At 62.9% G+C, this 22,467-nt stretch carries 27 protein-coding genes; 8 read left to right on the top strand and 19 right to left on the bottom strand.

Annotated elements, in window-relative coordinates:
* Positions 1–94: 94 nt before the first annotated feature.
* The 15 genes from BFN67_RS03205 to BFN67_RS03135 form a co-directional block, all read right to left on the bottom strand.
* On the bottom strand, positions 95–886 hold the full coding sequence (locus BFN67_RS03205) for a flagellin N-terminal helical domain-containing protein (RefSeq protein ID WP_080918167.1): 792 nt from the start codon (positions 884–886) through the stop codon (positions 95–97).
* A 239-nt stretch (positions 887–1,125) separates the two neighbouring features.
* Entirely contained in the window at positions 1,126–1,857 is a 732-nt protein-coding gene (fliP, locus tag BFN67_RS03200; protein ID WP_080918166.1) for a flagellar type III secretion system pore protein FliP, read from the bottom strand.
* The gene (locus tag BFN67_RS03195) at positions 1,854–2,336 is read right to left on the bottom strand and encodes a flagellar basal body-associated FliL family protein (RefSeq protein ID WP_080918165.1); all 483 of its coding nucleotides are present in this window, start codon (positions 2,334–2,336) and stop codon (positions 1,854–1,856) included. Before BFN67_RS03195 ends, fliP begins: the two co-directional genes overlap by 4 nt.
* A 12-nt stretch (positions 2,337–2,348) precedes the next feature.
* Positions 2,349–3,053: a flagellar basal body L-ring protein FlgH gene (flgH, locus tag BFN67_RS03190; RefSeq protein ID WP_080918164.1), complete on the bottom strand. Its 705-nt coding sequence runs from the start codon at positions 3,051–3,053 to the stop codon at positions 2,349–2,351.
* Positions 3,050–3,625, bottom strand: a complete 576-nt coding sequence (locus tag BFN67_RS03185) for a MotE family protein (protein WP_139789013.1) — start codon at positions 3,623–3,625, stop codon at positions 3,050–3,052. Before BFN67_RS03185 ends, flgH begins: the two co-directional genes overlap by 4 nt.
* Positions 3,626–3,706: 81 nt before the next feature.
* Positions 3,707–4,963 (bottom strand): flagellar basal body P-ring protein FlgI, encoded by a 1,257-nt coding sequence (locus BFN67_RS03180; RefSeq protein ID WP_080918163.1) that lies wholly within the window; start codon positions 4,961–4,963, stop codon positions 3,707–3,709.
* The gene (flgA, locus tag BFN67_RS03175) at positions 4,960–5,490 is read right to left on the bottom strand and encodes a flagellar basal body P-ring formation chaperone FlgA (RefSeq protein ID WP_080918162.1); all 531 of its coding nucleotides are present in this window, start codon (positions 5,488–5,490) and stop codon (positions 4,960–4,962) included. The genes BFN67_RS03180 and flgA overlap by 4 nt, the downstream gene beginning before the upstream one ends.
* Before the next feature lie 2 nt (positions 5,491–5,492).
* Positions 5,493–6,281, bottom strand: a complete 789-nt coding sequence (flgG, locus tag BFN67_RS03170; protein WP_080918161.1) for a flagellar basal-body rod protein FlgG — start codon at positions 6,279–6,281, stop codon at positions 5,493–5,495.
* 7 nt (positions 6,282–6,288) lie between these two features.
* Positions 6,289–6,612 carry a flagellar hook-basal body complex protein FliE gene (gene fliE, locus BFN67_RS03165; protein ID WP_080918160.1) on the bottom strand — a complete coding sequence of 108 codons (324 nt, stop codon included), beginning with the start codon at positions 6,610–6,612 and terminating at the stop codon, positions 6,289–6,291.
* Positions 6,609–7,028 (bottom strand): flagellar basal body rod protein FlgC, encoded by a 420-nt coding sequence (flgC, locus tag BFN67_RS03160; RefSeq protein ID WP_080918159.1) that lies wholly within the window; start codon positions 7,026–7,028, stop codon positions 6,609–6,611. The genes fliE and flgC overlap by 4 nt, the downstream gene beginning before the upstream one ends.
* Positions 7,029–7,032: 4 nt before the next feature.
* Complete coding sequence (gene flgB, locus BFN67_RS03155) at positions 7,033–7,413, bottom strand: flagellar basal body rod protein FlgB (protein ID WP_080918158.1); 381 nt, start codon at positions 7,411–7,413, stop codon at positions 7,033–7,035.
* A 135-nt stretch (positions 7,414–7,548) separates the two neighbouring features.
* Positions 7,549–8,217: a hypothetical protein gene (locus BFN67_RS03150; protein WP_080918157.1), complete on the bottom strand. Its 669-nt coding sequence runs from the start codon at positions 8,215–8,217 to the stop codon at positions 7,549–7,551.
* A complete protein-coding gene (gene fliI, locus BFN67_RS03145) occupies positions 8,198–9,556 on the bottom strand; it encodes a flagellar protein export ATPase FliI (protein WP_139789011.1) in 1,359 nt (452 codons plus the stop codon). The genes BFN67_RS03150 and fliI overlap by 20 nt, the downstream gene beginning before the upstream one ends.
* Before the next feature lie 139 nt (positions 9,557–9,695).
* On the bottom strand, positions 9,696–10,418 hold the full coding sequence (flgF, locus tag BFN67_RS03140; protein ID WP_080918155.1) for a flagellar basal-body rod protein FlgF: 723 nt from the start codon (positions 10,416–10,418) through the stop codon (positions 9,696–9,698).
* A gap of 16 nt (positions 10,419–10,434) precedes the next feature.
* Entirely contained in the window at positions 10,435–11,550 is a 1,116-nt protein-coding gene (locus BFN67_RS03135; protein ID WP_245295142.1) for a DUF1217 domain-containing protein, read from the bottom strand.
* A gap of 146 nt (positions 11,551–11,696) precedes the next feature.
* On the opposite strand from BFN67_RS03135, the gene motA reads away from it, so the two are divergent.
* The 6 genes from motA to BFN67_RS03105 are packed head-to-tail and all read left to right on the top strand — an operon-like array spanning position 11,697 to position 16,501.
* Positions 11,697–12,569 carry a flagellar motor stator protein MotA gene (motA, locus tag BFN67_RS03130; protein WP_080918238.1) on the top strand — a complete coding sequence of 291 codons (873 nt, stop codon included), beginning with the start codon at positions 11,697–11,699 and terminating at the stop codon, positions 12,567–12,569.
* A 2-nt stretch (positions 12,570–12,571) separates the two neighbouring features.
* Positions 12,572–13,513, top strand: a complete 942-nt coding sequence (locus tag BFN67_RS03125) for a FliM/FliN family flagellar motor switch protein (protein ID WP_080918153.1) — start codon at positions 12,572–12,574, stop codon at positions 13,511–13,513.
* Positions 13,514–13,527: 14 nt separating this feature from the next.
* Positions 13,528–13,938 carry a flagellar motor switch protein FliN gene (gene fliN, locus BFN67_RS03120; RefSeq protein ID WP_080918237.1) on the top strand — a complete coding sequence of 137 codons (411 nt, stop codon included), beginning with the start codon at positions 13,528–13,530 and terminating at the stop codon, positions 13,936–13,938.
* Entirely contained in the window at positions 13,935–14,951 is a 1,017-nt protein-coding gene (locus tag BFN67_RS03115; RefSeq protein WP_080918152.1) for a flagellar motor switch protein FliG, read from the top strand. Before fliN ends, BFN67_RS03115 begins: the two co-directional genes overlap by 4 nt.
* 19 nt (positions 14,952–14,970) lie before the next feature.
* Positions 14,971–16,053: a flagellar biosynthesis protein FlhB gene (flhB, locus tag BFN67_RS03110; protein WP_080918151.1), complete on the top strand. Its 1,083-nt coding sequence runs from the start codon at positions 14,971–14,973 to the stop codon at positions 16,051–16,053.
* A 16-nt stretch (positions 16,054–16,069) separates the two neighbouring features.
* A complete protein-coding gene (locus BFN67_RS03105; protein ID WP_080918150.1) occupies positions 16,070–16,501 on the top strand; it encodes a hypothetical protein in 432 nt (143 codons plus the stop codon).
* Positions 16,502–16,519: 18 nt separating this feature from the next.
* Here BFN67_RS03105 and BFN67_RS03100 read toward each other — a convergent pair whose 3' ends face one another.
* The 4 genes from BFN67_RS03100 to BFN67_RS03085 all read right to left on the bottom strand — a co-directional run bounded on the left by BFN67_RS03100 (position 16,520) and on the right by BFN67_RS03085 (position 20,184).
* The gene (locus tag BFN67_RS03100) at positions 16,520–17,287 is read right to left on the bottom strand and encodes a helix-turn-helix transcriptional regulator (protein ID WP_080918149.1); all 768 of its coding nucleotides are present in this window, start codon (positions 17,285–17,287) and stop codon (positions 16,520–16,522) included.
* The gene (locus BFN67_RS03095; protein ID WP_080918148.1) at positions 17,284–18,003 is read right to left on the bottom strand and encodes a helix-turn-helix transcriptional regulator; all 720 of its coding nucleotides are present in this window, start codon (positions 18,001–18,003) and stop codon (positions 17,284–17,286) included. The genes BFN67_RS03100 and BFN67_RS03095 overlap by 4 nt, the downstream gene beginning before the upstream one ends.
* Positions 18,004–18,408: 405 nt before the next feature.
* On the bottom strand, positions 18,409–19,440 hold the full coding sequence (locus BFN67_RS03090; protein WP_080918147.1) for a histone deacetylase family protein: 1,032 nt from the start codon (positions 19,438–19,440) through the stop codon (positions 18,409–18,411).
* Positions 19,441–19,467: 27 nt separating this feature from the next.
* Positions 19,468–20,184: a TetR/AcrR family transcriptional regulator gene (locus BFN67_RS03085; RefSeq protein WP_245295141.1), complete on the bottom strand. Its 717-nt coding sequence runs from the start codon at positions 20,182–20,184 to the stop codon at positions 19,468–19,470.
* Positions 20,185–20,411: 227 nt separating this feature from the next.
* Between BFN67_RS03085 and BFN67_RS03080 the strand changes: the two genes are divergently transcribed.
* Together BFN67_RS03080 and BFN67_RS03075 are read left to right on the top strand one after the other, a co-directional pair.
* Positions 20,412–21,512 carry an ABC transporter ATP-binding protein gene (locus BFN67_RS03080; RefSeq protein WP_080918235.1) on the top strand — a complete coding sequence of 367 codons (1,101 nt, stop codon included), beginning with the start codon at positions 20,412–20,414 and terminating at the stop codon, positions 21,510–21,512.
* A 19-nt stretch (positions 21,513–21,531) separates the two neighbouring features.
* The gene (locus BFN67_RS03075) at positions 21,532–22,458 is read left to right on the top strand and encodes an ABC transporter permease (RefSeq protein WP_080918146.1); all 927 of its coding nucleotides are present in this window, start codon (positions 21,532–21,534) and stop codon (positions 22,456–22,458) included.
* Positions 22,459–22,467: the final 9 nt, after the last annotated feature.

The following is a 22,467-nucleotide window of genomic DNA, read 5'->3' as shown; positions in this document are numbered from 1 at the left end:
CAGATTAGGAAACGAAGCTTGTGCGAAAATGAAATCGGGCCGCGCCTTCAATTGAAAGCGCGGCCCGGCGAAATTGTGCCTGAGACGGTTTCGATCAGCCGCGGAACAGAGACAGGATCGACTGCGGGCTGGAATTGGCGATCGACAGCGCCTGGATGCCCAGCTGCTGCTGCACCTGAAGCGCCTGGAGCCGAGTCGATTCCTCGTTCATGTCGGCATCGACCAGAGCGCCGACGCCGCGATCGATCGCATCCATCATGGCCTTGGTGAAGCGCTGCTGCGATTCGATGCTGCTCTTTTGCGTGCCGAATTTGGCGGCTGCGGCGTTCATGGCGTCCAGCGCGGTTTTGGTGGTGGCGGCATCGGTCATGCTGGTTGCCGCGCCTGCCAGATCATAGGCGGCGATGGTCGTGGTGGCCGCGGCGCCTGTTGCGGAATCGATACCATTGACGAGCGTGAGGTCACCGCCTGTCGCGAGCAGATTCTTGCCCTGGAACGTGGCCGAACCGGCGATCTTGGTGATCTGAGCCGTCAAAGCCGTGATTTCGTTCGCGATGGCCGTATGTTCGGCCGACCCGGACGCGAACTGCGCCTGAGCTACGAATTTCGACTGGATTTGCTTGCCCAGATCGATTGCTTCGTTCAACCCGGTATAGGCGGTATCGACAACTGCGGCGCCGAGATTCAGCGTGTCCTTGACGGCGGAGAGCGCCAGATTCTCGCTGCGCATGGTCGTTGCGATCGACCAGTAAGCGGCGTTGTCCGAAGCGGTCGAGACGCGCTGGCCGGTTGCGATGCGGTTCTGCGTGGCGGCGAGATTCTTGTTGGTCTGGTTAAGCGTCTGCAATGCCGTCATTGCGGACGCGTTGGTGAGAATGCTGGTCATGTGACCTGCCCCTTTGTGGACTGGATTTTACGGAGGGACATGCCGGAAATCTACCGGCGAGGATGGAGCGGCATCATGCCTATGCGTCTGTGGCGACGCATTCCAACCTTGTGCCTGCTTTTATGACCACGAATTCCTACCAAACCGCTAACGGCAGGCGGTGAAGGCGGCGTTGTATGGGGTTCTTGTTTTGCCGCATGATCTTATCCGAAAAGTCTGCAACTTTTCGAGATCAGGCTCTAGTGAAACGAGCGCACCAGGCTGCCGATCAGAAGGTTCCAGCCGTCGATCAGCACGAAGAACATGATCTTGAACGGCAGCGAGATCACTGTCGGCGGCAGCATCATCATGCCCATCGCCATGGTGATGGTGGCGACGATCAGGTCGATGACCAGGAAGGGCAGCACGATCAGGAAGCCGATCTCGAAGCCACGGCGGATTTCCGAGATCATGAAGGCGGGCACGAGGATGCGCAGGTCCACCGTGTCGCGGGCGACCTTTTGGCCACGCTCGCGGGCGAGGTCGGCGAACAGGTCGAAATCCTTGTCGCGCACATTGCGCAGCATGAAGCCGCGGAAGGGATCGGAAATCTTCTCCAGCGCCTCCGCCTGGCTGATCTGGTTGTTCATCAGCGGCTTGACGCCGCCGTTCCAGGCCTGATCGAAGGTCGGGGCCATGACGTAAAAGGTCATGAACAGCGACAGGGAGATCAGGATCAGATTGGCCGGCGTCGATTGCAGGCCGATGCCGGCCCGCAGGATCGAAAAGGCGATGACGAAGCGGGTGAAGCTCGTGACCATGATAAGCAGGCCGGGCGCCACCGAAAGCACGGAGAGCAGGCCGAACATCTGGATGATGTAGCCGGCGGTCGTGCCGTCGAACTGGCCGATGCCGCCGAGATCGATCTGCTGGGCGGCGGCGCGCGTGGCCATCGCCATCACAAGGGCGATGGAGGCAAGCAGGGTTTTCATTCGAACACCAGCGTCCTGATCAGCACGTCCTTGACGTGGCCCTCGCTGCGGATTTGCGCGCGCTCCTTGAGGTCGGCGCGCAAATGCTGATAGCCGCTGGCGCCTTCGACCTGATGCAGCTTGACGGTGCGGATGAAGGCAAGCAGATCCTGATGGATCGCCTGGACGATCTGTTCCGGCTGCGGCTCGTCGAGAACCAGCGAGGCGTCGAGCCGCACCCATACATCATTGGGAGCGGCGAGATTGGTGGTGATCGGTTGCAGATCGACCAGCGTCATGCCGTCGGCGATCACGCCGGATTTTTCTGCCGTTTCCGCCTTGGCTGCGGCTGGCTTTGCCGGCGCCTCGGTGCGCTTGAGATAGGAGCCGGACAGCCAGCCGGCGCCGAGCGCGGCGACCGTCATCGCCGCCAGCATGGCAAGCTGGACCACCAGCGAAGGACCGGTCTTCGGGGGCTGCGCCTCATCGACGGATGCCATGATGTGTCTCCGTCAGAACGGCAGGACCTGGTCGAGGATCTGCTGGCCATAGGCCGGTTGCTGGATCTCGCTCACCCGTCCGCGCCCGCCATAGGAAATGCGCGCCTCGGCAATGCGGTCGTAGGAGATGGTGTTTTCCGCGCCGATATCGGCCGGGCGCACGATGCCGGCGATGGTGAGCACGCGAAGCTCGGCATTGACGCGCACTTCCTGCGATCCCTTGATCATCAGATTGCCGTTCGGCAGCACGTCGGTGACGACGGCGGCGACATTGAGATCGAGCGCCTCGGAGCGTTCGATGGCGCCGTCGGCGTTGGTTTCGGTCTTTGAATCCAGCGTGCCGAGTCCCTTGCCGCTGGTCTTGTAGCTGTCCCAGCCGAGATCGGCGCCGAAGCCGATGGAGCGTTCCGCCGTGCGGCTGCGATCGTTCTGATTCTTGAACTTGGCCCGGTCGTTGAAGCGGATCTTGACGGTCAGGAGGTCGCCGCGGCTCAAGGCGCGTGGATCGGTGAACAGGCGGCTCTGCCGATCGTCCCAAAGCGAGAATTTCTTGACCGGCTTGGCCGGCGATTCGGGATAACGATAGATGGAGGTGCTGCCGCCTTCGATGCCGGCGCCCACGGGTGAGAGGGTCGGCTTGCGGCCGACCTCGTTGAGATCGGCGGCGCAACCGCCGAGCATGGCCGCCGCGCACAGGATCAATATTTGTCTGGTCATGAGGGGTCCACCCTGCGCGCCGCGCTCGCCATTACCTTGGTCAGCGTGGCGGCGGCCTTTTCGTCCATTTCGTTGAAGATGACACTGGCCTTGCGCGGCTCGAGCTTCATCAGTATGGCGGCGGCCAGTTCGGGGCCGACCAGCGCCAGCCGCTCCGCCGCGGCGTCGGGCTTCATGTCGGCATAGATCTTGACCACGCCTTCCTGCGCGCGGGCGAGGAACACCTCGCGCCGCTTCAGCCATTCCTCGTATTCGGCGCGCTTGGCTTCCAGCGCCTTGACGCGGCCATCGAGTTCGGTGCGAAGCTGCTTCAGCTCTGCGGCCTGGAGCGAATAGCGCCGGTCGCGCGCGGCGTCGGCGATGTTGGAGCAGAAGCGCTGGATTTCGCTTTCCTCAGTGGGGGCCGGCGTGGAGCCGGTGGTAACGGGTGCTGCCGCTTTTTCCGTTGCCGCGACGGCCTCTGTGGTCAGCGGCGCCTCGCGTTTCAATTCCAGTGGCTGGATGGCGGCCGGAGCGCCGGGCAACACTTGCCGGACAGGCTCGCCATGGGCGACATTGGCTGCTGTCAGCATGCCGAAAAGCAGGCCGGAAATCAGGCCGGAAATCAGGCAGGTGTTCAGGCGAGGGGGCAGCGGAAAAGCCATCGTCGCCGCCTATTGAAGAACCAGATCGGCCTGGAGCGCGCCGGCCGATTTGATGCCCTGAAGAATGGCGATGATGCCGTCCGGCTTGACGCCAAGCCGATTGAGGCCGGAAACCAGCGTTTGCAGGTTCGGCCCGTCGAGAACGGCGACGCGGGCATTGGGCTGCGTGGCCTCGATGGCCGTGCTCGGTTCCACGGCGGTGACGCCACGCGAGAACGGTTCGGGCTGAACGATGCGCGGTGCTTCGGTGATGCGCACCGTCAGCGTGCCGTGGCTGATCGCGACGCGCGAGATTTTCACTTCGTTGCCGATGACGATGGTGCCGGTGCGTTCGTCCACGACGACGCGGGCCGGTGCGTCCGCGCCGACCACGAGGTTCTCGATCTCGGCGTAGAAGCGGGCGGCGGAAATGTTCTTGGGCTTGCGGATCTGCACCGTGCGCGCGTCGCGTTCGGCGGCGGTGCGCATGCCGAAGCGATTGCTCGTATAATCGTTGATGGCGTCGGCGATACGGGTGGCGGTGGAAAAATCCGGATTGCGCAATTGCAGGGTGAATTGCGATTGCTCACCGAATGAAGCGCCGACGGCGCGCTCGACAATGGCGCCGTTGGGCACGCGGCCGGCGGTCGGGACGCCTTGCGTCAATTGCTCGGCCTGGCCCTGCGCGAGGAAGCCGGAAACGATGACGGCGCCCTGGCCGACGGCGTAGATCTCGCCATCGGCGGCTTTCAGCGGCGTCATGATCAGCGTGCCGCCCTGCAGCGAGGTGGCATCGCCCATCGAGGACACGTCGATGTCTATGCGCGCGCCCGACTGCACGAAGGGCGGCATGTTGGCGGTGATGATGACTGCGGCGACATTCTTGGCGCGGGCCTGGCCGCCTTCGGTGGCGATACCGAGATTTTGCAGCATGGCGCGGATCGATTGCTCGGTGAAGGGCGAGTTGCGCAGCGAATCGCCGGTGCCGGCCAACCCGATGACGAGGCCATAGCCGACAAGCTGGTTGTCGCGCGCGCTTTGCAGTTGGGCGATATCCTTGATGCGCGAGGCGACCTGGCCCGGCGGCAGCGAACTTGATCCGTTCGAGGTTCCGAACAGCCGGGCCGTGGCGGCGGAATCATAGTCGGCGTCGGTTATGCCGCGTGCCGCCAGTTCGCGCCTGGCCTTGGCCGTCAGCCCGTCGGCCAAGGCCGGCTGCAAGCCAAGGAATGCCGGCTGCAAGCCAAGTGCGGCGGCAATTGCAAGGAGCGCGGCGCGGCGGATCATGCGCCGACCCTGACGGTGCCGTCTTCCATCACCGTGCCGGAAAAGATCTTGCCGCTGTCGGGGTTGCGGACCTTGACGAGATCGCCGGCCGAACCGGATTCCAATGTCACGGCGGTAGCGGTGATGGTGAGCCCGCCGGCGGCGAAGACCACCTGCACCGGTGCGCCCTGTTCGACCAGCCAGGCGTCGCGAATGGCGCTGACGGGGATATAATGGCCGGGCAGCAGCGTGCGCCTGGCGACCTTGCCGTTCAATTCGCCGGCACGGGTGGCGACCGCCTCCGGCTTCTGGCGGCCGGGCGCCAGCACCACGGTCTTGAGCAGGGCCGGCATGATCGTCTCGCCCGGATAGATGACACGGTTCGGAATCAGCACGGCCTCGCCAGACGGCTGGCTCGCCTTTGTTGACGCCGCTTGGGTCGAGGTCGACTGGTCCTGCGCGAATGCTGGCAAGCTGGCGCCGGCGGTGAGCGCCAGCACCAGTAGGCCATGACAGAAAGCAATGCGCAGGGTGCGGCCGGGCATCATTGTCACCTCATGTTCCGCGACACGGTTTCGGCCATCTGGTCGGCGGCCTGGATGACCTTGGAGTTCATTTCATAGGCGCGCTGCGCCGAGATCAGTTCGGTGATTTCCTTGACCGGATCGACATTGGAGTTTTCCAGATAGCCCTGTTCGATGCTGGCGTAGCCGGGATCGCCCGGAACGCCGATATTGGCCGGGCCGGAGGCGGGCGTTTCCTGAAACAGATTGTCGCCGAGCGGCGCGAGCCCCGCCTCATTGGCGAAGGTCGCCAGCGTCAACTGGCCGAGATCCTGCAAATCCGTCTGGCCCTCAATGCGGGCGAAGACCTGTCCGGTCTTGTTGACGATCACCTGCACGGCGTCCGGCGGGACGGTGATCGCGGGGACGACATTGGCGCCGTCAACCGTGACGAGCTGGCCTTCGGCATTGGTGTTGAACGCGCCGGCGCGGCTGTAAAGCGTGCTGCCGTCGGCGCCCTCGATCTGGAACCAGCCCTTGCCGTTCAGGGCCATGTCGAAGGCGTTGCCGGTGCTGGTGAGTTCGCCCTGGGTGTGGACGTTGCGCACCGCCGTGGTTTTCACGCCGAGTCCGATGGCGATGCCTTCGGGCACGATCGAGCCGTTGGCGCGATTGGGCACGCCCTGGGTGCGGTCCACCTGATAGAGAAGGTCGGAAAATTCCGCCCGCGCCCGTTTGTAGCCGGTGGTGTTGATGTTGGCGATATTGTTGGCGATGACTTCCAGATTGGTCTGCTGGGCGGTCATGCCGGTTGCGGCGATGGCAAGGGCTTTCATTCTGTCCTCAAATGCTCATGCGGCTGACTTCGAGATAGGCCGAGACGATTTTGTCGCGGATGGCGATGGCCGCCTGTAATGTCTGCTGGGCGTTCATCACCGCATCGACCACCTGCCGCGTGTCGGCTTCGCCCTTCAGCGCCTGCAACGATATGTGCTCGGCCTTCTCCAGCGTGCCGACGGATTGTTCCGCTGCCTGTCGGAGCGCCTCGGTGAAACTGGTTGCGTCGGCGCCGGAAACAGCTTCCGCGCCCTTGCCGGCAGAGATGCCAAGACCGTCGTTCGTGTCGATGGCCGGCTTGAGGTGAAGTGTGTCGATGGGGCCGATCATGACTGGTTCCTCATCAGGTCGATGGTCATGGAAATCAGGTCGCGGGCCTGCTTGACGACTTGCAAATTGGCTTCATAGGAGCGGTTGGCCTCGTTCATGTCGGCCATTTCGATCAGCACGTTGACATTGGGCAGCTTGACGTAGCCCTTGTCGTCGGCGGCGACGTTGCCGGGCTGGAATTCGACCGGAAAGGCCGATGGGTCGCGGTCGATGGAACTGACCTCGACGATGTTGGTGCCCGACGCGCGATCGAGTTCCGAAACGAAGCTGATCGTCTTGCGGCGGTAAGGGTTGGCCCCCGGCGCGTCGCCGGTGGATTGAGCGTTGGCGAGGTTTTCGGAAACGACGCGCAGGCGCTCGGACTGTGCGCCGAGGCCGGAAGCGGCGATTTTGAGGGTGGCGGTCAAGGCGTCCACTGGATCAGGCCTTTGTCGCGGCGAGCATCATGGAATGGAACGCCTTGACGATGGCCGTGTTCAGCTCGAAGGCGCGGCGCACTTCACCGGCCTTCAGCAATTCGTTTTCCATCACAACGGTGTTCCCGGAAGGCAGGACGGCTCCGTCCGGCTCCTGTGGCTTGACCGCGATGCCCCTGGTGACGCCTTCGCCGCTCAGATGATCCTGCTGGGTCGCGCGCAGGGTTACGGCCGTGCGGTCGAGAATCTTTTCAAAGGATTCGACGTCCCTGGCCGTGTAACCGGGCGTGTTGACATTGGCGATGTTGCTGGCCACCGTCGTCTGGCGCACCGCGAGCCATTGCGCCTGCCTGGTCGCAAGGTCGAAAAGATTGACGGGGTCCATGGGGCATCTCCGGGCTATTTGCGCAGGCTAGACCGCCAGTCTTGCGCGGACCTTGCGAAAATCGGATGGATGCTCCGGATCGTTATTGCCGCATTTGCGGACGCAAAACCGCGTCACACTTTTGCTGGAAATGCTCTATTGCTCGACGACGCGGTCGGTGCTGGTGACCAGGACCCATTTGCCGTTGCGCTTCTCGATGGCCGCGACACGGCTCGAATCCGGCAGGCGATCGCCGCGCTGGACCAGCCAGATTCCCTTGTCGTCGGCGATCATGGCTCGGCTATTGGCGACGTGGAGGAGTTGGAACTCGGCGGCTTCGCCGGGAAAGGGCTGCTCCTCCAGCCCCGGTGCCTTGGCCTTTTGCGGCGTGCGATCGATATGGCCGGTAATGAAAAGATCGAGAGTGCCGCCGGGCAGATCAGGCAGCGCGGCCGGCATCGCCGATGCCGGCTGGCTGGCGACGGCACGGCCGGAGCCGTTGCCCTTGCCGCCGAATTTAATGGTCTGGATGCCGAACTGCTCCTGATTGAAGAAAATGTACCAGGGAAACAGCGCGCAGGTGAGCCCGAGCGCCACGCCGAGCGCGGCGATGATGAAATCGCTGCGCCGTTCGCTTTTATTCTCCAGCCGTGGAAACTGCGCCGGTGGCGGCGCCGGCCATTCGCGTGGCTGAAAAAGGCCGTTGATCAGGGTCTCCCGGCTCCTTTTCAGCGTATTGGACGCGTCTTCGGCGCCATGCGCCTCGGCGATCATTTCGCGCAGGATCGCCTCCGGCGCGCTGGCTTCACTCGGCGGGTTCGACATGCTGCCTGGCTTTCAGATGACGGGCGAGATCGCTGAATGGGTCGGCGGAGCCGGGGTCCGCCGGCGCCTGGCCGAGCGCCTCGTAGATGAGCGGCACCTGCTGCACGGCCAGATCGAGTTCCGGATCGGCGCCGCCCTGATAAGCGCCAAGCAGGCGGATATCGCGCGTGTCCTCGAAGCGGGCGATCATCGCCTTCAGCTTCGTCACCAGGATGCGCTGTTCGGGCGTCCACGCCTTGCCGGCAAGCCGCGATATCGAGGCCAGCGGGTTGACCGGCGGGTAGCGGCCCTGCTCGGCGATGGCGCGGTCGAGCACGACATGGCCGTCGAGAATGCCGCGCACCGAATCGGCGACCGGATCGTTGTGATCGTCGCCGTCGATCAGCACGGAAATAATGGCGGTGATCGAGCCCTTGCCTTCGGCACCCGGCCCGGCGCGCTCCAGAAGCTTGGGCAGGTCGGTGAAAACGGAAGCCGGATAACCGCGCGCCACCGGCGGCTCGCCGGTTCCTGTCGCCACTTCGCGCAGCGCATGGGCGAAACGGGTGATCGAATCGAGAACCAGAAGCACGCGGTCGCCACGGTCGCGGAAATATTCGGCGACGCGCATCGCCGAATCGGGCGCGCGGCGGCGCATCATGGCGCTCTCGTCGCTGGTGGCGACGACCGCCACCGTCTTGGCCATGGCAACCGCGCCGATGGTGTCTTCGAGGAATTCGCGTACCTCGCGGCCGCGCTCGCCGACGAGCGCCACCACCACCGTGTCGAAGGCATCGGCGCCGGCCAGCATGGCGAGCAGGGTCGATTTGCCGACGCCGGATCCGGCAAAAATGCCGAGGCGCTGGCCGAAGCAGAGCGGGGTGAAAATGTCGATCACCCGAACGCCGGTCATGAAACCGGTGCCGACGCGCTGCCGGTCGAGCGCGCCCGGCGTGGCGGTGCCCGCGTCCTCATGCCCGTGGTCGCGCAGTAGCGGCGGCCCGCCGTCGATGGCGCGCGCCAGCGCGTCGATGGTGCGGCCGCGCCAGGAGTCATGCGGCGTCACCGCGAATGGGCCGCGCCGGAACACAGCGTCGCCGATGCCGGCATCGACGCTGCGCTCGAATGGCGCGACGACGATTTCCTCGCCGCCAATCTGCACGATCTCGCCCTGGCTCGCGGCCTTGTGCCCGCGATGCTCGACCAGATCGCCGAGCCGGGCGACGTCGGAAAGCCCGCGCACCTTGTAATGAGTGGGCGATATCTCGGCGATGCGGCCGCCACGCTTCAGCAGCGCGGACTGATCGGCGAAACGCTGCCAGACCTGTTCCAGAAGCGCGAGGCGGCCGGACGGACCCATGCCGGGCGACGGCCTCGTGGCGGGTTGGACCGGGGCATTTGCTGCCAGAGGCTGGCCGTGTGACATTCAATCAGCCTATTGAGTTTGTTTTTTACGCATTTGCGAACGCAAAGCCGCGCACGCTTTTGCTGGAAATGCTCTATCTGGAGCCGAGCGTCTTGATCGCCTCGTCGCTCGATGCGCCGTTTTCGCGCATCAGCGCCGCGACGTTCTCGAAAGCCCGCTGCACCTGGATCAGCCGCGTCATCTCCAGGATCGGGTTGACGTTGGATTCCTCGACGAAGCCCTGCACCACGCCGACATCCGCACGATCGGTGACGGGTTGCGGGGCCGAAGCCGGGACAATGCCGGAATTACCGTAGCGAACGAAATTCTCGCCGGGGTCGAAATCGAACAGGCCGATGGCGCCGGCCATCTTGCTGCCCTGATGCAGCGACCCATCAGCGCCGGCTATCGGCGCACCGCCGCGCGGGTCGAGCTGGAGCGGCGCGCCACCGGCATCGACTACCGGAAAACCCTCGATGGAGAGCAATTCGCCATTCTCGTTCATGGTGAAGCGCCCGTCGCGCGTCATCACCGTGCCGGCCGGCGTCTGGATGCCGAACCAGGCATCGCCCTGAATGGAGAAATCCAGCGGATTTCCGGTTTGCTTGAGCGCACCATGCGCGCCGTTAAGATAGGTTTTGCCGGAGGAGGCGAAGGACACCGATTTCGGCCCGGTGCCCGAAACCACATCCTCAAAGCGCACGCCGGTAGCGCGAAAGCCGACGGTCGACGCATTGGCGACATTATCGGCAATGGTCGTCAGCCGCCGCTCGAGGGCGATCTGGGCGGAAAGGGCGACGTAGAGGCTGTCCTGCATGGCGTGCGTCCTGACCCTAGACCGGCTTCAATTGCTGCATGGCCATCATCAGGTCCGTGGAGACGCCCACGGTCGTTGGCTGGGAAAACAGCACGCTGACCGAGGTGACCGTGCTCGATGTGGGGTTGTTGATCTCGTAAAGGCTGGTGAAGCGGGTGAGAAACGTGCCGAGCTTTTCGGGATCGGCAAAATCCTTGATGTCGAAGCGATCCTCGAAAAGCTGGACCTGCTTGTCGATATCGGCGGAGGCGAAGCTATCCGGCAGGCCGAATGCGGTGCGCACGACATTGGCCAAGGCCTTGTCGGCCAGCACCTCGTACCAGTTGGTCAGTGTCGGCGCCTTGCGCTGGAAATAGAGCGCCAGGCGTACACCCTGATTGGTCTGGCCGGCGTCTTCCTCCAGCGTCTGTCGCATATAGTTGGCGACGACCGGCTGCTGCGAGGCGCTGTAGGTCGTGGCGTTCTCGCCCAGTTCCTCGAAGTTGAAGGCCCCGGCGAAGGCGGCGAAGCGTTTGTCGTCCATCGTATTGGCGAGGCTTTTGGGGTCGCGGATGCCGCCTTCCAGAACGCTGCGCATCAGGTCCCTGCCGTCCTCGGCCGGATCGAGCGCATAGGCCTTCATCGCATAGGCATAGAGTCGGTCGTCGGCCAACAGATCGTCGATCGACTTCACGCTGCCGATCTTCGTCAGGTAATAATCGGTTTCCGCTTTCACGGTGGCCGGGTCGGTGTCGTCGATTGCCGCCTGCACGGCATAATTGTTCACCGTTTCCTGCTGCGCCTTGTTGTAGACGGTCGTCTGCGCGCCATGGGCGGCGAAGTTGAAGGATCGGACGAACTGCGCATAGCGTTTGTCGGTCAGCTTGTTGGCGAAGCTTTCGGGATCGGAAATGCCCTCCTTGAGGGCCTTGGCCATGAACGCCTTTGCATAGTCCATGTCACCGAGGCCGGCGGCCTTCATGGCGTATTTGAACAGGCGGTCATTTTGGACGAATTCGTCGATCGAGGTGACCTTGCCGATGTTTTCTTCGTAATATTTCGTTTCGCGATCGACCACCGGCTGCTTCTCGATCCGGTCGAGCGCCTTGGGTATGTCCCGCGCGATAAGCTGATAGCTGAGATAAGTGTTCAAGCGATGCGGCCTCCGCCAATCTGTAAGCCCGAGCTTAAAAACGCTTGCTTGCGCGAAGCTGAACCGTTTCCTCATCCATGATTCAAGCCTCACACAAGGCAGGACAGCTATCCCGTCTTTCTGATGTGATATGCGAAGGACCGGCCGTGGGCATTCTGATCGGATTGATGGTGACACTCGGCTGCGTGCTTGGCGGCTTCATGGCCATGGGCGGCCATCTGCACGTGCTGATGCAGCCATGGGAAGCGGTGGTCATCTGCGGCGCGGCGCTCGGCTGTTTTCTCGTCGCCAACCCGATGAAAACGGTGAAAGACACCGGCAGGGGCATTCTCGAAGCGTTCAAGCAGGCGGTGCCGAACGAGCAGGACTATCTGGAGACGCTCGGCGTGCTGCACTCGCTGATGCGCGAACTGCGCGCCAAATCCCGCAGCGAGGTTGAAGCGCATATCGACAATCCGCAGGAGTCGGCGATCTTCCAGGCGTTTCCGACCGTGCTGAAGAACCGCGACCTGACCAATTTCATCTGCGATTATTGCCGCATCATCATTATCGGCAATGCGCGCCCGCATGAGATCGAGGCACTGATGGACGAAGAAATCCACACGATCCGCGCCGACAAGCTCAAATGCTATCACGCGCTGGTGGCGGTGGGCGACGGGCTGCCGGCGCTCGGCATCGTGGCTGCTGTTCTGGGCGTGGTAAAGGCGATGGGCGCGCTCGACCAGTCGCCCGAAATCCTCGGCGGGCTGATCGGAGCGGCGCTCGTCGGCACCTTTCTCGGTATCTTCCTGTCCTATGCGGTGGTCGGGCCGATCGCCACCAAGATCAAGACGGTGCGCGAGAAGAAGAACCGGCTCTATGTCGTGGTCAAGCAGACGCTGCTTGCCTACATGAACGGCGCGCTGCCGCAGGTCGCCATCGAATTCGGCCGCAAGACCATCTCCTCGCATGACCGGCCGTCCATCGACGCGGTCGAGCAGAACACGATGAGCACCGCCATCGAGAAGAAGGCGGCCTGATCATGGGCAACGCCACAATGGGTGAGGGGCGGGCGTGTTCTCCCATTCTCGAACGGCTGGTTGGCGATAGCGGCGAGGCCTCGCAAGTCATCGGCGCCGGACGCTCCATGGCCGAGCGGGCGCTGCCCTTGCTGCAAAAGAGCCTGGTCGAGACCGGGGCTGCGGTGACGCTCGAACTGAGGGCCGTCGAGGTCGGCCGTGTCCCCGAGGCGCGTGCGCGGGCCGGCGATTGCTTCGCCATGGCGGTCGTAGCGTCGGCATTCTCGTCCGACGCGATGACCATGGTGCTCGATGCCCCCGCAATCGCCATCATGGTCAGCGCGCTCTTCGGCGGCGATGCCGACATGGCCATCGTGCCGATCGAGCGCGAGCTTTCTCATGTCGAGGTGGATGTCGCCGCTCTGGTGTTCCAACAGGCGGCAGAGGTGTTCAACGGTTCGGGCCGGCGTTCTCTGGAACTGAAATTGCCGATTGCGCCGGCGCTGTCCGGCCCGGAGGCGCGCCGGCGTGTGCTGCGTGACGGCGCTGCCGTGCGTATCGTCATCGGACTTTCGACCCCGACCGAAACCGGCACGCTCACCATCCTCATTCCCCAGCGCGTGCTTTTGACCCGGCGCAATGGCGCGGACGCTGCCGATGACGGCGAAGCGCCCGGCCACTGGCGCGCGCGCCTTTCCGAAGAGGTGATGCGCTCGAGCGTGCGGCTTGACGCCACCATGCCGCTGGGGCGGCTGACGCTCGGCCAGATCGCGGGGTTGCAGAAGGGGCAGGTGCTGGAACTGGATAAGGGAGCGCCGGTGCAGGCGCGTCTGTGGGCGCGCAGCAAGGCGCTGTTTGCCTGCGAATTCGGCAAGCTTGGCGAGAATTATACGGTCCGCATCAGCGGGACCCAGGACGAGGGCCAGGATTTCATCGACAGCCTGGCTCGCCAGGCCGGCATCTGAAATTGGAGACGACGATGAGCGACAATGACGACACCGCAACGCAGGCGGAAGCGGTCGAGGCCGCAGACGAGACGCTCGAGCAGCCGCAGGAGCAACTCGATCGTGCCATCGAGGAATTGCGCGGGGTGCTTCGGGAAGAGGAACAGCGGCCGGAAATGGCGTTTCGCGGCGGCGGTTCCAGCGTCATCATGGATATTCCCGTCGATGTCCAGATCGTGCTCGGCAGCACTGAAATGCCGGTTTCACAACTGATGGCCTTGCAGCGCGGCTCGGTCGTGGCGCTGGACCGGCGCATCGGCGAGCCGGTTGACGTGATCGTCAATGGCCGCCGGATCGCGCGCGGCGAAATCACCGTGCTTGAGGGCGACGCATCGCGCTTCGGCATCCGCCTGACCGAAATCGCCGCAACCGCAAAGAGCGCGTGACGATGACGCTCACCCTGACACGGGCACAGAAGGCCGCCGCCATATTGGTGGCGATGGGCAAGCCTTCGGCCAGCCGCCTGCTGAAATTCTTCAAGCAGGAAGAGCTCAAGGCGCTGATCGAGGCGGCGCGGCTGTTGCGCACCATTCCGCAAGGCGACCTCGAACGGATCGTCGCGGAATTCGAGGCCGAGTTCACGGAAGGCGCCGGCCTGCTCGATTCCGCCGACAAGATGGACACTATCCTCAATGAATCGCTGTCGCCCGAGGAGGTGAACGCGATCATGAACGGCAGAAGCGCGGACACCACACCCGCCGAGCCGCAGTCGATCTGGCCGGAAATCGAAAAGCTGGAGCCGGAGCGGTTGGCAAACTTCCTCGCCGGCGAACATGCGCAGACGGCGGCGATGGTGCTGTCGAGGGTCTCGCCGCAATTGGCCGCCGCCGTACTGCTGATACTGGAAAAGCCGCAGCGCGGCGAAATCGTCAAACGCATGGTGGCGCTGGCCAATGTGCCGGATGCGGCGACGCGCATCGTCGAAAAACAGCTTCGCGAACGCGTGCTCAACACCAGTTCGACCAGGGATACGTCTTCCGGGCAAATCCGCGTGGCCAATATGCTGAACGAGTTGGAGAAGTCCCAGCTTGACGAGGTCATACAGGACCTTGAGGCGGCCGATACGCCGGATCTTGCCGGGGTCAAGGCGCGCATCTTCAATTTCGACGACATGCCGTTCCTGCAGCAGAAGGCCCGCGTGCTCATCTTCGACGGACTTTCGACCGAGGTGGTGACGCTGGCCTTGCGCGGTGCCGATGCTGAGCTGACCGAGGCGGTGCTGTCGTCCATCGGCGCCCGTTCACGGCGCATGATCGAGTCCGAACTCAGCCAGGGTGCGGAAGGCATTGCGCTGGCGGATATCATGGGCGCGCGCAAGACCATTGCCTCGACGACGGTTCGGCTCGCGCGCGAAGGGGCCTTTTCACTGCCTTCGGCGCCGATTGCCGAAGCGGCCTGACGACCGGTCTCGCTGATCCATGGCCGAATCGGACGACAAGGATTCCAAGACAGAGGAAGCGACTGAAAAGAAGATCCGCGACACTGTCGAAAAGGGCAAGCTGCCCCATTCGAAGGAAACCGCGCTGTTTGCGTCCTTCATCGCGATCCTGGTTTTCGCGCTGTTCTATGCCAAGGCCGCGGCGGTCGATCTCGGCATGTTCCTGTCCGTCTTCCTGGAAAAGCCGGATGCCTGGGCCCTCGGTTCGGCCGCCGATGTCATTTCGCTTTACAGGACGGTCCTGATGGAAATCGGCAAGGCGGTGCTGAGCCTGCTGGCTCTGCTGGTGGCGGCGGGCATTGCCGCATCGGTGTTCCAGAACATGCCGCAGATCGTTGGTGAGCGCATCCGCCCGCAGTTCTCCCGTATCTCGCTCGCTCAGGGCTGGAAACGCCTGTTCGGCGCGCAAGGGTTGGCGGAGTTCGTCAAATCGCTGGCCAAGCTGGGATTCGTCGGCGCCGTGCTGGTGATGGTACTGTCGCAGGTCCACCGCAGGCTCCTGGACGGCATGATCACCAACCCGCTGGAATTTGCCTTGGTGATCCGCTCGATCCTCGTCAATATCCTCATGGCGATCGTCTTCGTCATGGCCGCGATCGCGGCGGCCGATTTCATCTGGTCGCGCTTCCACTGGCGGCGCGATCTGAGGATGAGCAAGCAGGAAGTCAAGGACGAGATGAAGCAGTCGGAGGGCGACCCGATCGTCAAGTCGCGGCTGCGTTCGCTGGCCCGCGACCGTGCGAGGCGGCGCATGATGACGGCGGTGCCGCGCGCCACGCTGGTGATTGCCAATCCGACGCATTTTTCCATTGCGCTGCGCTATGTGCGAGAGGAAGACAGCGCGCCCGTCGTGCTGGCCAAGGGGCAGGATCTGGTCGCATTGAAAATCCGCGAGATCGCCAGGGAGCACAACATTCCGGTCTTCGAGGACGTGGCGCTGGCGCGCTCCATGTACAAGCAAGTTTCGGTCGATAGCGTCATTCCACAGCAGTTTTATCAAGCCGTGGCCGAGTTGGTCCGGATCGTCTATTCCAACAAGGCCGGACAGGGAACGGTTTCATGAGCAGGACGCCAGGATCATGAATCGACAGCCACATGCGGATTCCCGTGAGATCATCGTTGCCGAGGCCATCCGGCAGGTCGTGCATGAGTTGAGGCTGGTGGATGTCGCGGACTATATCGCCTTCATCCGGCTCGAACATTTCGCCTGCCTGGCGGATCTGGTGGAGTCGGCGGCGGAATTGTATTTCCTGCCTGGCGCGGTCAGGCTTGGGCATGGCGGCGAGGCGCATGTCGACTGGGGTGGAGCGCCGCGCATCGTCCTCGATCTGGAATTGCGGCCGAGCGGTGCGACGGTTTATTTCCAGCTCTCCTTGACGGAGCAGGAAGCATCCGTGGTGGTGAATTATGTGTCTTTCACTTTTCCCAGTGACGATCCTGAGGAAAACACGGCCCGGCTGCGCGATGCCATTGAGGGCGCTCGGATCAGGCGGTCCGAAACGATCGGCTGATCCGCGGCAAGCCGCCGATTATTCGATCAGCCCCAGCCGCAGAGCCTTGGCGACCGCCTGCGTGCGATTCACCGCGTTGAGCTTTTGCGCCGATTGGGCGAGATATTGATTGGCCGTATGCACGGAAAGCTTGAGCAGGCGCGCGATTTCCTCGCTGGTGTAGCCATTCGCGGTCAGCTTCAGGCATTCGAGCTCGCGCCGGGAGATGGTCTGGCCATCGACGCGCGAGCGGATTCGGCACAGCCCCGAAAACAACGAAAAGCAGCGGGCGTGGACGTCAAACAGAGCGTCCTGGCTCATGGCGATTTCCGTTCCGAGAAAGACGATCAGTCCGCTCCGATCGCGCTCGGCATGGACTGGAAAGGCGATGCCGCAATGTTCCGCTGTCATCGCAGCGACTTTCGATATCCAGGCGAGTTTGCCGAGAGCGGCGGCTGTTTCCGAAAATGCATCGTTCGACCACCAGCACGGCTCCGTCCTGCCTTGCAAGTGGCGCACGATCTCGCCGGTCGGCACGCAAGCGGCAATGGCTTTCGTGGCCGCGTTCATGCCCGGATAGCTTGAATCGAAACAGGGTGCCAATTGGACGCCGTTCGGCGACGGGTCGTGGAAGAACAGGGCGAAACCGCTGGCGCCGATGTCGCTGGCGATCCAGCGACAACGGCGAACCAGATCGGTAAGGTTGAAGGCGGCCGGTGTTTGCGCAGCCGGCGGCAACCAGCCGAACGGGTTGTTTTCATTGCCGAAGGCGGTGTGCTCACCGTCCTTGATGCGAACATGTTTCAAATGATGCCGCTCCGGATTGCCGTAGCAATCGCCATGGCGCGATTGCTGGCGGAGAATTTCTGAATCGCATGGGTGATGTAGCTGTTGATCGTGTTGGAGGAGACGCCGAGGATCAGCGCGACCTCGTCGGTCGTCTTGCCCTCGGAAACCCATAACAGGCATTCGCGCTCGCGATCGGAAAGCGGGTCCTGCATAGCGGCCCCTGCAAAGAGGTTCCGGGCTTGTGACAGCGCATAACAGCATTTCATCTGGATTCTGGTCAGCGCGGCCTGGTCGATCGCCCCGGCCTCGGCGGCCGAGAACAGCGCGAACAGGCGCTGGCGGCCGGCATCTATGCGCAGGGAGCAGATTTCGGCATGGCCGAGTGCATCGAGCAGGCGTGCTTCTTCCGCGTTGAGCAGACCGACCGCGCCTGCCACCTCTGCCGTGACCAGCGGCAGCGGCGGCGCGCCGAGTGCTGCGGTGAGCGGGCCGTTGGCCAGGCTGGCGATCACGCGTTTGCCGGCGAGTTCGATGGCATCGAACATCCAGTTCGACGCAATGATGCGCGCGTCGGCACGCGCCTGATCGTGGGTGATGCCGACCAACATGTAATGATCGGCGCCGATCTCTTCGGCAAGCCCGGTCAGGAAGGCGGTCAGTTCGCCACGCGATGCCAGGCGTTGCCCTGGATTGTCGATGCTTGCCGGATGGTCTTGAGCAGCGGTGCAGGTCATGGTCGCAGCCAGAATCGTTCCTCATGCCGGCACCGGCAATTGCCGGCAACCGAACCCGGTTACGCACAACTTCGAATTAAAACGCACGCGGCGCAGCACAATGCGCCCGATCGGACGAATCCGTCAGGGGGACGCGAAAGCAATCGCGCCTGCGCCGGGCGAAACCCGGACTGCCAGACTTTGTGATGGCTCGCCGTGCCCCCCATAGGAACGGCTGATTCGGGTTAATGTAACCGCAGATGAATCCGACATCAAACCCGAATTGACAAAATCGCTTCGGCGGAATCCATCTGCGACTCAGGTGGTGCCGGAGGATGATTTTGGGTTGAATCGCATCGTGCTCTCATCCCTTTGTTTGAGCATGATCTTTTCGGAAAGCCAGGGTCCGCTTTTCCGGATCATGCTCTACCGGTCCTCGAATCCCGTCAGCACGCCGACCGCATTGACGCCGATTTCATCCACCGCGTAACCGCCTTCCATGACGAACAATGTCGGCAGGTTGAGCGCGGCTATACGCGCGCCGACCTTCGGATAGTCCGGGCTTTTCAGCTTGAACTGGCTGATCGGGTCTTTCTCGAACGTATCGACGCCGAGCGAGACGACGACGATATCGGGAGCATAGGCGACGAGCTTGCCGCATGCGTCCTCAAGTGCCGCGCTCCATTCGTCGAACGCGGTGCCGAACGGCATCGGGTAATTATGGTTGAAGCCTTCGCCTTCACCGTGGCCGCGCTCGTCGGCATGGCCGAGGAAGAAGGGATACTCCACCATCGGGTCGGCGTGGAGGTTGAGCACCTGGACGTCGCGGCGCTGGTAGAAGATTTCCTGCGTGCCGTTGCCGTGATGATAATCGACGTCGAGGATCGAGACGCGCGCGGCGCCCTGGTCGCGGAACCATTGGGCCACGACGGCGGCGTTGTTGATGTAGCAATAGCCGCCCATGAAGGCCGCGCCGGCATGATGGCCTGGCGGACGGCAGAGCGCGAAGGCGGTGCGCTCGCCGGCTTTCACCAGGGCGGCGGCGGTCAGCGCCACATCGTAGGACGATTTGATGGCGTGCCATGTGCCCTTCACGAAAGGCGCGCCGGCATCGAAGGAATAGAAGCCGAGCTGGGCGTCTATGTTGTCCGGCACCACATCGCCACGCAGTCCGCGCGTCGGCCAGGTGAAAGGGATCGCCGAGCCGCCGCGGCCCGACGCTTCCCATTGCGGCCAGACGGTCGGCAGGAAGTCGATATAGGCGCTGGTATGCACTTTCTTGGCGGCGGCAAGGTCATGGATTTCGGGCGGCAGGATCGGTCCCAGCCTCTCGCTCTCCACCCGCGCCTTGATGATCTCGGCGCGCGCCGGCTTCTCAAAACCCGGCACGATCTCGCCCGAGTTCAGTTCCATCGTATCGGCATGGCCGGCATGCAGCGGCGAGAAGACGGTTTTCATGACAAGTTCCTTTTCCAGATTGACAGGTCAAGCGGGTTCAAGATGCGACGTCAGCAAGGCCAGCCACATGGTTTCGAGGTCGCTGACGACCGCGTCAAAAACCGTGTGTTCTCCGCGAACGGCCATGATCAGGCTGGTATGACCGACTTCCATGAACAGAAATCCGATCCGGGCCGCGCGCGCCGCATCGAGCGCGGGATTGAGGCGCATCAGCCAGGCGGCATAGAGGCCGGCGATCTTCTCGTCATATTCGGCGACAACCGGCTTGAGGTCCGGGTTGAGCATCATGACTTCCAGAACCGGCACAAGGTTTCTGTTATCGAGATAGAGTGCCGCGATTTCATCGATGAACTCGCGCAGGTCGCGCCGCAGCGCATCGCGGTTGTCCGGTGCATTCGCACTGGCGCGCGTGGCGATCACCGGCGGAAACGCCGAGAGCCAGCGCCGCGCCAGATCGAGCAGAATGGCTTCCTTGTTGGGATAGTATTGATAGACCGAACCGACCGAGAGGCCGGCGCGCTGCGCGATGGCCAGCGTCGTCGGCGCCATGGTGCCCTGTTCCCTTGTCAGGACCAGCGCGGCATCAAGAATGCGATCGACCACCCGGCTCGAACGCTGTTGGCGCGGCGTCTTGCGCGGCTTGAGCGCCGCCTTGATCTTCAGGTTGAAATTGCGGTCCACAGCGTCAATTCCCTGCGCGTTATTTGCAGCCGCCATGGGTGAAATGCGTCGTTCGGAGTTCATCGACAGATCATGCATGTTGACAAATGCGAATAAATAGTCGCATTTTTTATACATGCTGTCTTCCTTAATTTTCGGGAGGATGCGCCGGTGCCATGCAATCGAGGTCGCCGGGACGCAGGTTTCTGTTGCGAGACCGGATTGCGCTGTTGCCAAGCCTGATGGCTTTGGTGACAATCATTTTCGAAACAGCCCGCCGCCAAGAGCGGGTCGCAGCGAATGGGTGGAATGTGCCGGGTCAGGCGGATAGAAATGCAATCGAAATCCGCGACGTCCGGAAGGTCTTCGGCTCGGGCGAAAACCCGGTCGTGGCGCTGGATACCGTCAGCGTTCCCATTCGCGAAAACGAGTTCTTCACATTGCTCGGCCCTTCGGGTTGCGGCAAGACCACGCTGCTGCGGCTGATCGCCGGCTTCGACTTCCCGACCTCCGGTGAAATCCTGCTCTACGGGCGGGATATTGCGCCGCTGCCGCCTTACAAGCGGCCGGTCAACACCGTTTTCCAGAGCTACGCGCTGTTCCCGCACATGACGGTGGCGCAGAACATCGCCTTCGGGCTGGAGATGCTCGGGCGGCCAAAAGCCGAGACAGACGCACGCGTCGCCGAGATGCTGAAACTGGTGCGCATGGAGCAATTGGCGTCGCGCCGCACCAGCCAGATTTCCGGCGGCCAGCAGCAGCGGGTGGCGCTCGCCCGCGCGCTCGCCCCGCAGCCCAAGGTGCTTTTGCTCGATGAGCCGCTATCGGCGCTGGACTACAAGTTGCGCAAGGAAATGCAGATCGAGCTGAAGCGTCTTCAGCACGAGACGGGTATTACCTTTATCTTCGTCACGCACGATCAGGAGGAGGCGCTGACGATGTCCGACCGCATCGCGGTGATGTCGGCGGGCAGGGTGCTTCAGGTTGGTGCGCCGCGCGAGATTTACGACAGTCCGGCGGACCGTTTCGTCGCCGACTTCATCGGCGAAAGCAATTTCCTGAGGGCTGAAATGGCCGGCATGAACGGCGCGCGGGCCAGGGCGCGGCTGGCCTCGGGCGTGGAGATCGAGGCGAGATTGCCGGAAGGCTTCTCGCCCGGGGAATCGGTCACCGTGGTGGTGCGGCCCGAACATGCGCAACTGGTCGCCGCGGATTTCGATAGTTCGATGCCGGGAACCATCGAGAACATCGTCTATCTCGGTACGGACACACATTTTCATCTGCGGCTCGATGGCGGCGAAGCGTTCGTCGTGCGCCGGCAGAATTCCCCAAATGCTGCCAGCACGTTCGAAAAGGGGGCGCGTGTCGGCATTCTTATCGGCAGCACCGCCGCCCAAATCCTGCGAGATTGACCATGGAGCGAGGCTGATCATGGCGAGCGCGCAGGAAGCGGCAGAGGCGGCAGCGAGAAGCGATGTCCGCAACCGCTGGCTGCTTTCCGCGCCCGCGCTGCTGATCATCTTTTTTGCCGCCGTCGGCCCGCTCTTCATCATGCTGGCCTATTCCTTCATGGCCAAGGGCGATTACGGCGACGTGAAGTTCGGCCAGTTTTCGCTCGACGGCTGGTTCTCGGTTCTTTTCGAGCGCGATATTTTCGACGATACGCTTTCGCTGGCGGACGCCAATCTCAGCGTCTTCTGGCGCTCGTTGAAACTGTCGGTGATGACCACGGCGGTGACGCTGTTTCTGGGCTTTCCGACCGCCTATTTCATCGCCACGCGCCCTCCGGAAAAGCGCGAGACCTGGCTTTTCCTCATCACCATCCCGTTCTGGACGAACCTTCTGATCCGCACCTTCGCCATGCAGGAGGTGATCCGCAACGAGGGCATCCTCAATTCCGTGCTGCTGGCGCTCGGCGTCATCGACCGTCCGATCCAGATCATGTTCACCGACACCGCCATCCTGTTCGGCATGGTCTATGTCTATCTGCCGCTGATGGTGCTGCCGCTCTATGCCGCCATGGACAAGCTGGACTTCCGGCTGGTCGAGGCCGGTTACGATCTTTACGCAACCCGGTTCAGGGTACTCTGGCGCATCATCATTCCGCTGGTGAAGCCCGGTATCATCGCGGGTTCGATCCTGGTGTTCGTCCCGTCGCTCGGCGCCTATGTCATTCCGCGCGTGCTGGGCGGCGGCAAGAACATGATGCTTGGCAACTACATCGAATTGCAGTTCGGGCAGGGGCGTAACTGGCCGCTTGGGGCCGCGATCTCGATCACGCTGATGGCGGTGGTGATGGTCGCCCTGCTTTTCTATGTGCGGTCTGCGACGCGCGGGGAGGCGGGGCGTGAAGGCTAGGCATTTCGA

The organism is Manganibacter manganicus, from assembly GCF_002075885.1.
Lineage (GTDB): Bacteria > Pseudomonadota > Alphaproteobacteria > Rhizobiales > Rhizobiaceae > Mesorhizobium > Mesorhizobium manganicum.
Note: the sequence above shows the minus strand (reverse complement) of the source record. Positions and strands in the feature narration are given on the sequence as shown.

Bases quoted from the DNA above. Each gene is read 5' to 3' on its own strand.
- BFN67_RS03205 (WP_080918167.1), bottom strand. From the start codon at position 886: ATGACCAGCATTCTCACCAACGCGTCCGCAATGACGGCATTGCAGACG.
- fliP (WP_080918166.1), bottom strand. From the start codon at position 1,857: ATGAAAACCCTGCTTGCCTCCATCGCCCTTGTGATGGCGATGGCCACG.
- BFN67_RS03195 (WP_080918165.1), bottom strand. From the start codon at position 2,336: ATGGCATCCGTCGATGAGGCGCAGCCCCCGAAGACCGGTCCTTCGCTG.
- flgH (WP_080918164.1), bottom strand. From the start codon at position 3,053: ATGACCAGACAAATATTGATCCTGTGCGCGGCGGCCATGCTCGGCGGT.
- BFN67_RS03185 (WP_139789013.1), bottom strand. From the start codon at position 3,625: ATGCTGACAGCAGCCAATGTCGCCCATGGCGAGCCTGTCCGGCAAGTG.
- BFN67_RS03180 (WP_080918163.1), bottom strand. From the start codon at position 4,963: ATGATCCGCCGCGCCGCGCTCCTTGCAATTGCCGCCGCACTTGGCTTG.
- flgA (WP_080918162.1), bottom strand. From the start codon at position 5,490: ATGATGCCCGGCCGCACCCTGCGCATTGCTTTCTGTCATGGCCTACTG.
- flgG (WP_080918161.1), bottom strand. From the start codon at position 6,281: ATGAAAGCCCTTGCCATCGCCGCAACCGGCATGACCGCCCAGCAGACC.
- fliE (WP_080918160.1), bottom strand. From the start codon at position 6,612: ATGATCGGCCCCATCGACACACTTCACCTCAAGCCGGCCATCGACACG.
- flgB (WP_080918158.1), bottom strand. From the start codon at position 7,413: ATGGACCCCGTCAATCTTTTCGACCTTGCGACCAGGCAGGCGCAATGG.
- BFN67_RS03150 (WP_080918157.1), bottom strand. From the start codon at position 8,217: ATGTCGAACCCGCCGAGTGAAGCCAGCGCGCCGGAGGCGATCCTGCGC.
- fliI (WP_139789011.1), bottom strand. From the start codon at position 9,556: ATGGGTCCGTCCGGCCGCCTCGCGCTTCTGGAACAGGTCTGGCAGCGT.
- flgF (WP_080918155.1), bottom strand. From the start codon at position 10,418: ATGCAGGACAGCCTCTACGTCGCCCTTTCCGCCCAGATCGCCCTCGAG.
- BFN67_RS03125 (WP_080918153.1), top strand. From the start codon at position 12,572: ATGGGCAACGCCACAATGGGTGAGGGGCGGGCGTGTTCTCCCATTCTC.
- fliN (WP_080918237.1), top strand. From the start codon at position 13,528: ATGAGCGACAATGACGACACCGCAACGCAGGCGGAAGCGGTCGAGGCC.
- flhB (WP_080918151.1), top strand. From the start codon at position 14,971: ATGGCCGAATCGGACGACAAGGATTCCAAGACAGAGGAAGCGACTGAA.
- BFN67_RS03105 (WP_080918150.1), top strand. From the start codon at position 16,070: ATGAATCGACAGCCACATGCGGATTCCCGTGAGATCATCGTTGCCGAG.
- BFN67_RS03095 (WP_080918148.1), bottom strand. From the start codon at position 18,003: ATGACCTGCACCGCTGCTCAAGACCATCCGGCAAGCATCGACAATCCA.
- BFN67_RS03090 (WP_080918147.1), bottom strand. From the start codon at position 19,440: ATGAAAACCGTCTTCTCGCCGCTGCATGCCGGCCATGCCGATACGATG.
- BFN67_RS03085 (WP_245295141.1), bottom strand. From the start codon at position 20,184: ATGAACTCCGAACGACGCATTTCACCCATGGCGGCTGCAAATAACGCG.
- BFN67_RS03075 (WP_080918146.1), top strand. From the start codon at position 21,532: ATGGCGAGCGCGCAGGAAGCGGCAGAGGCGGCAGCGAGAAGCGATGTC.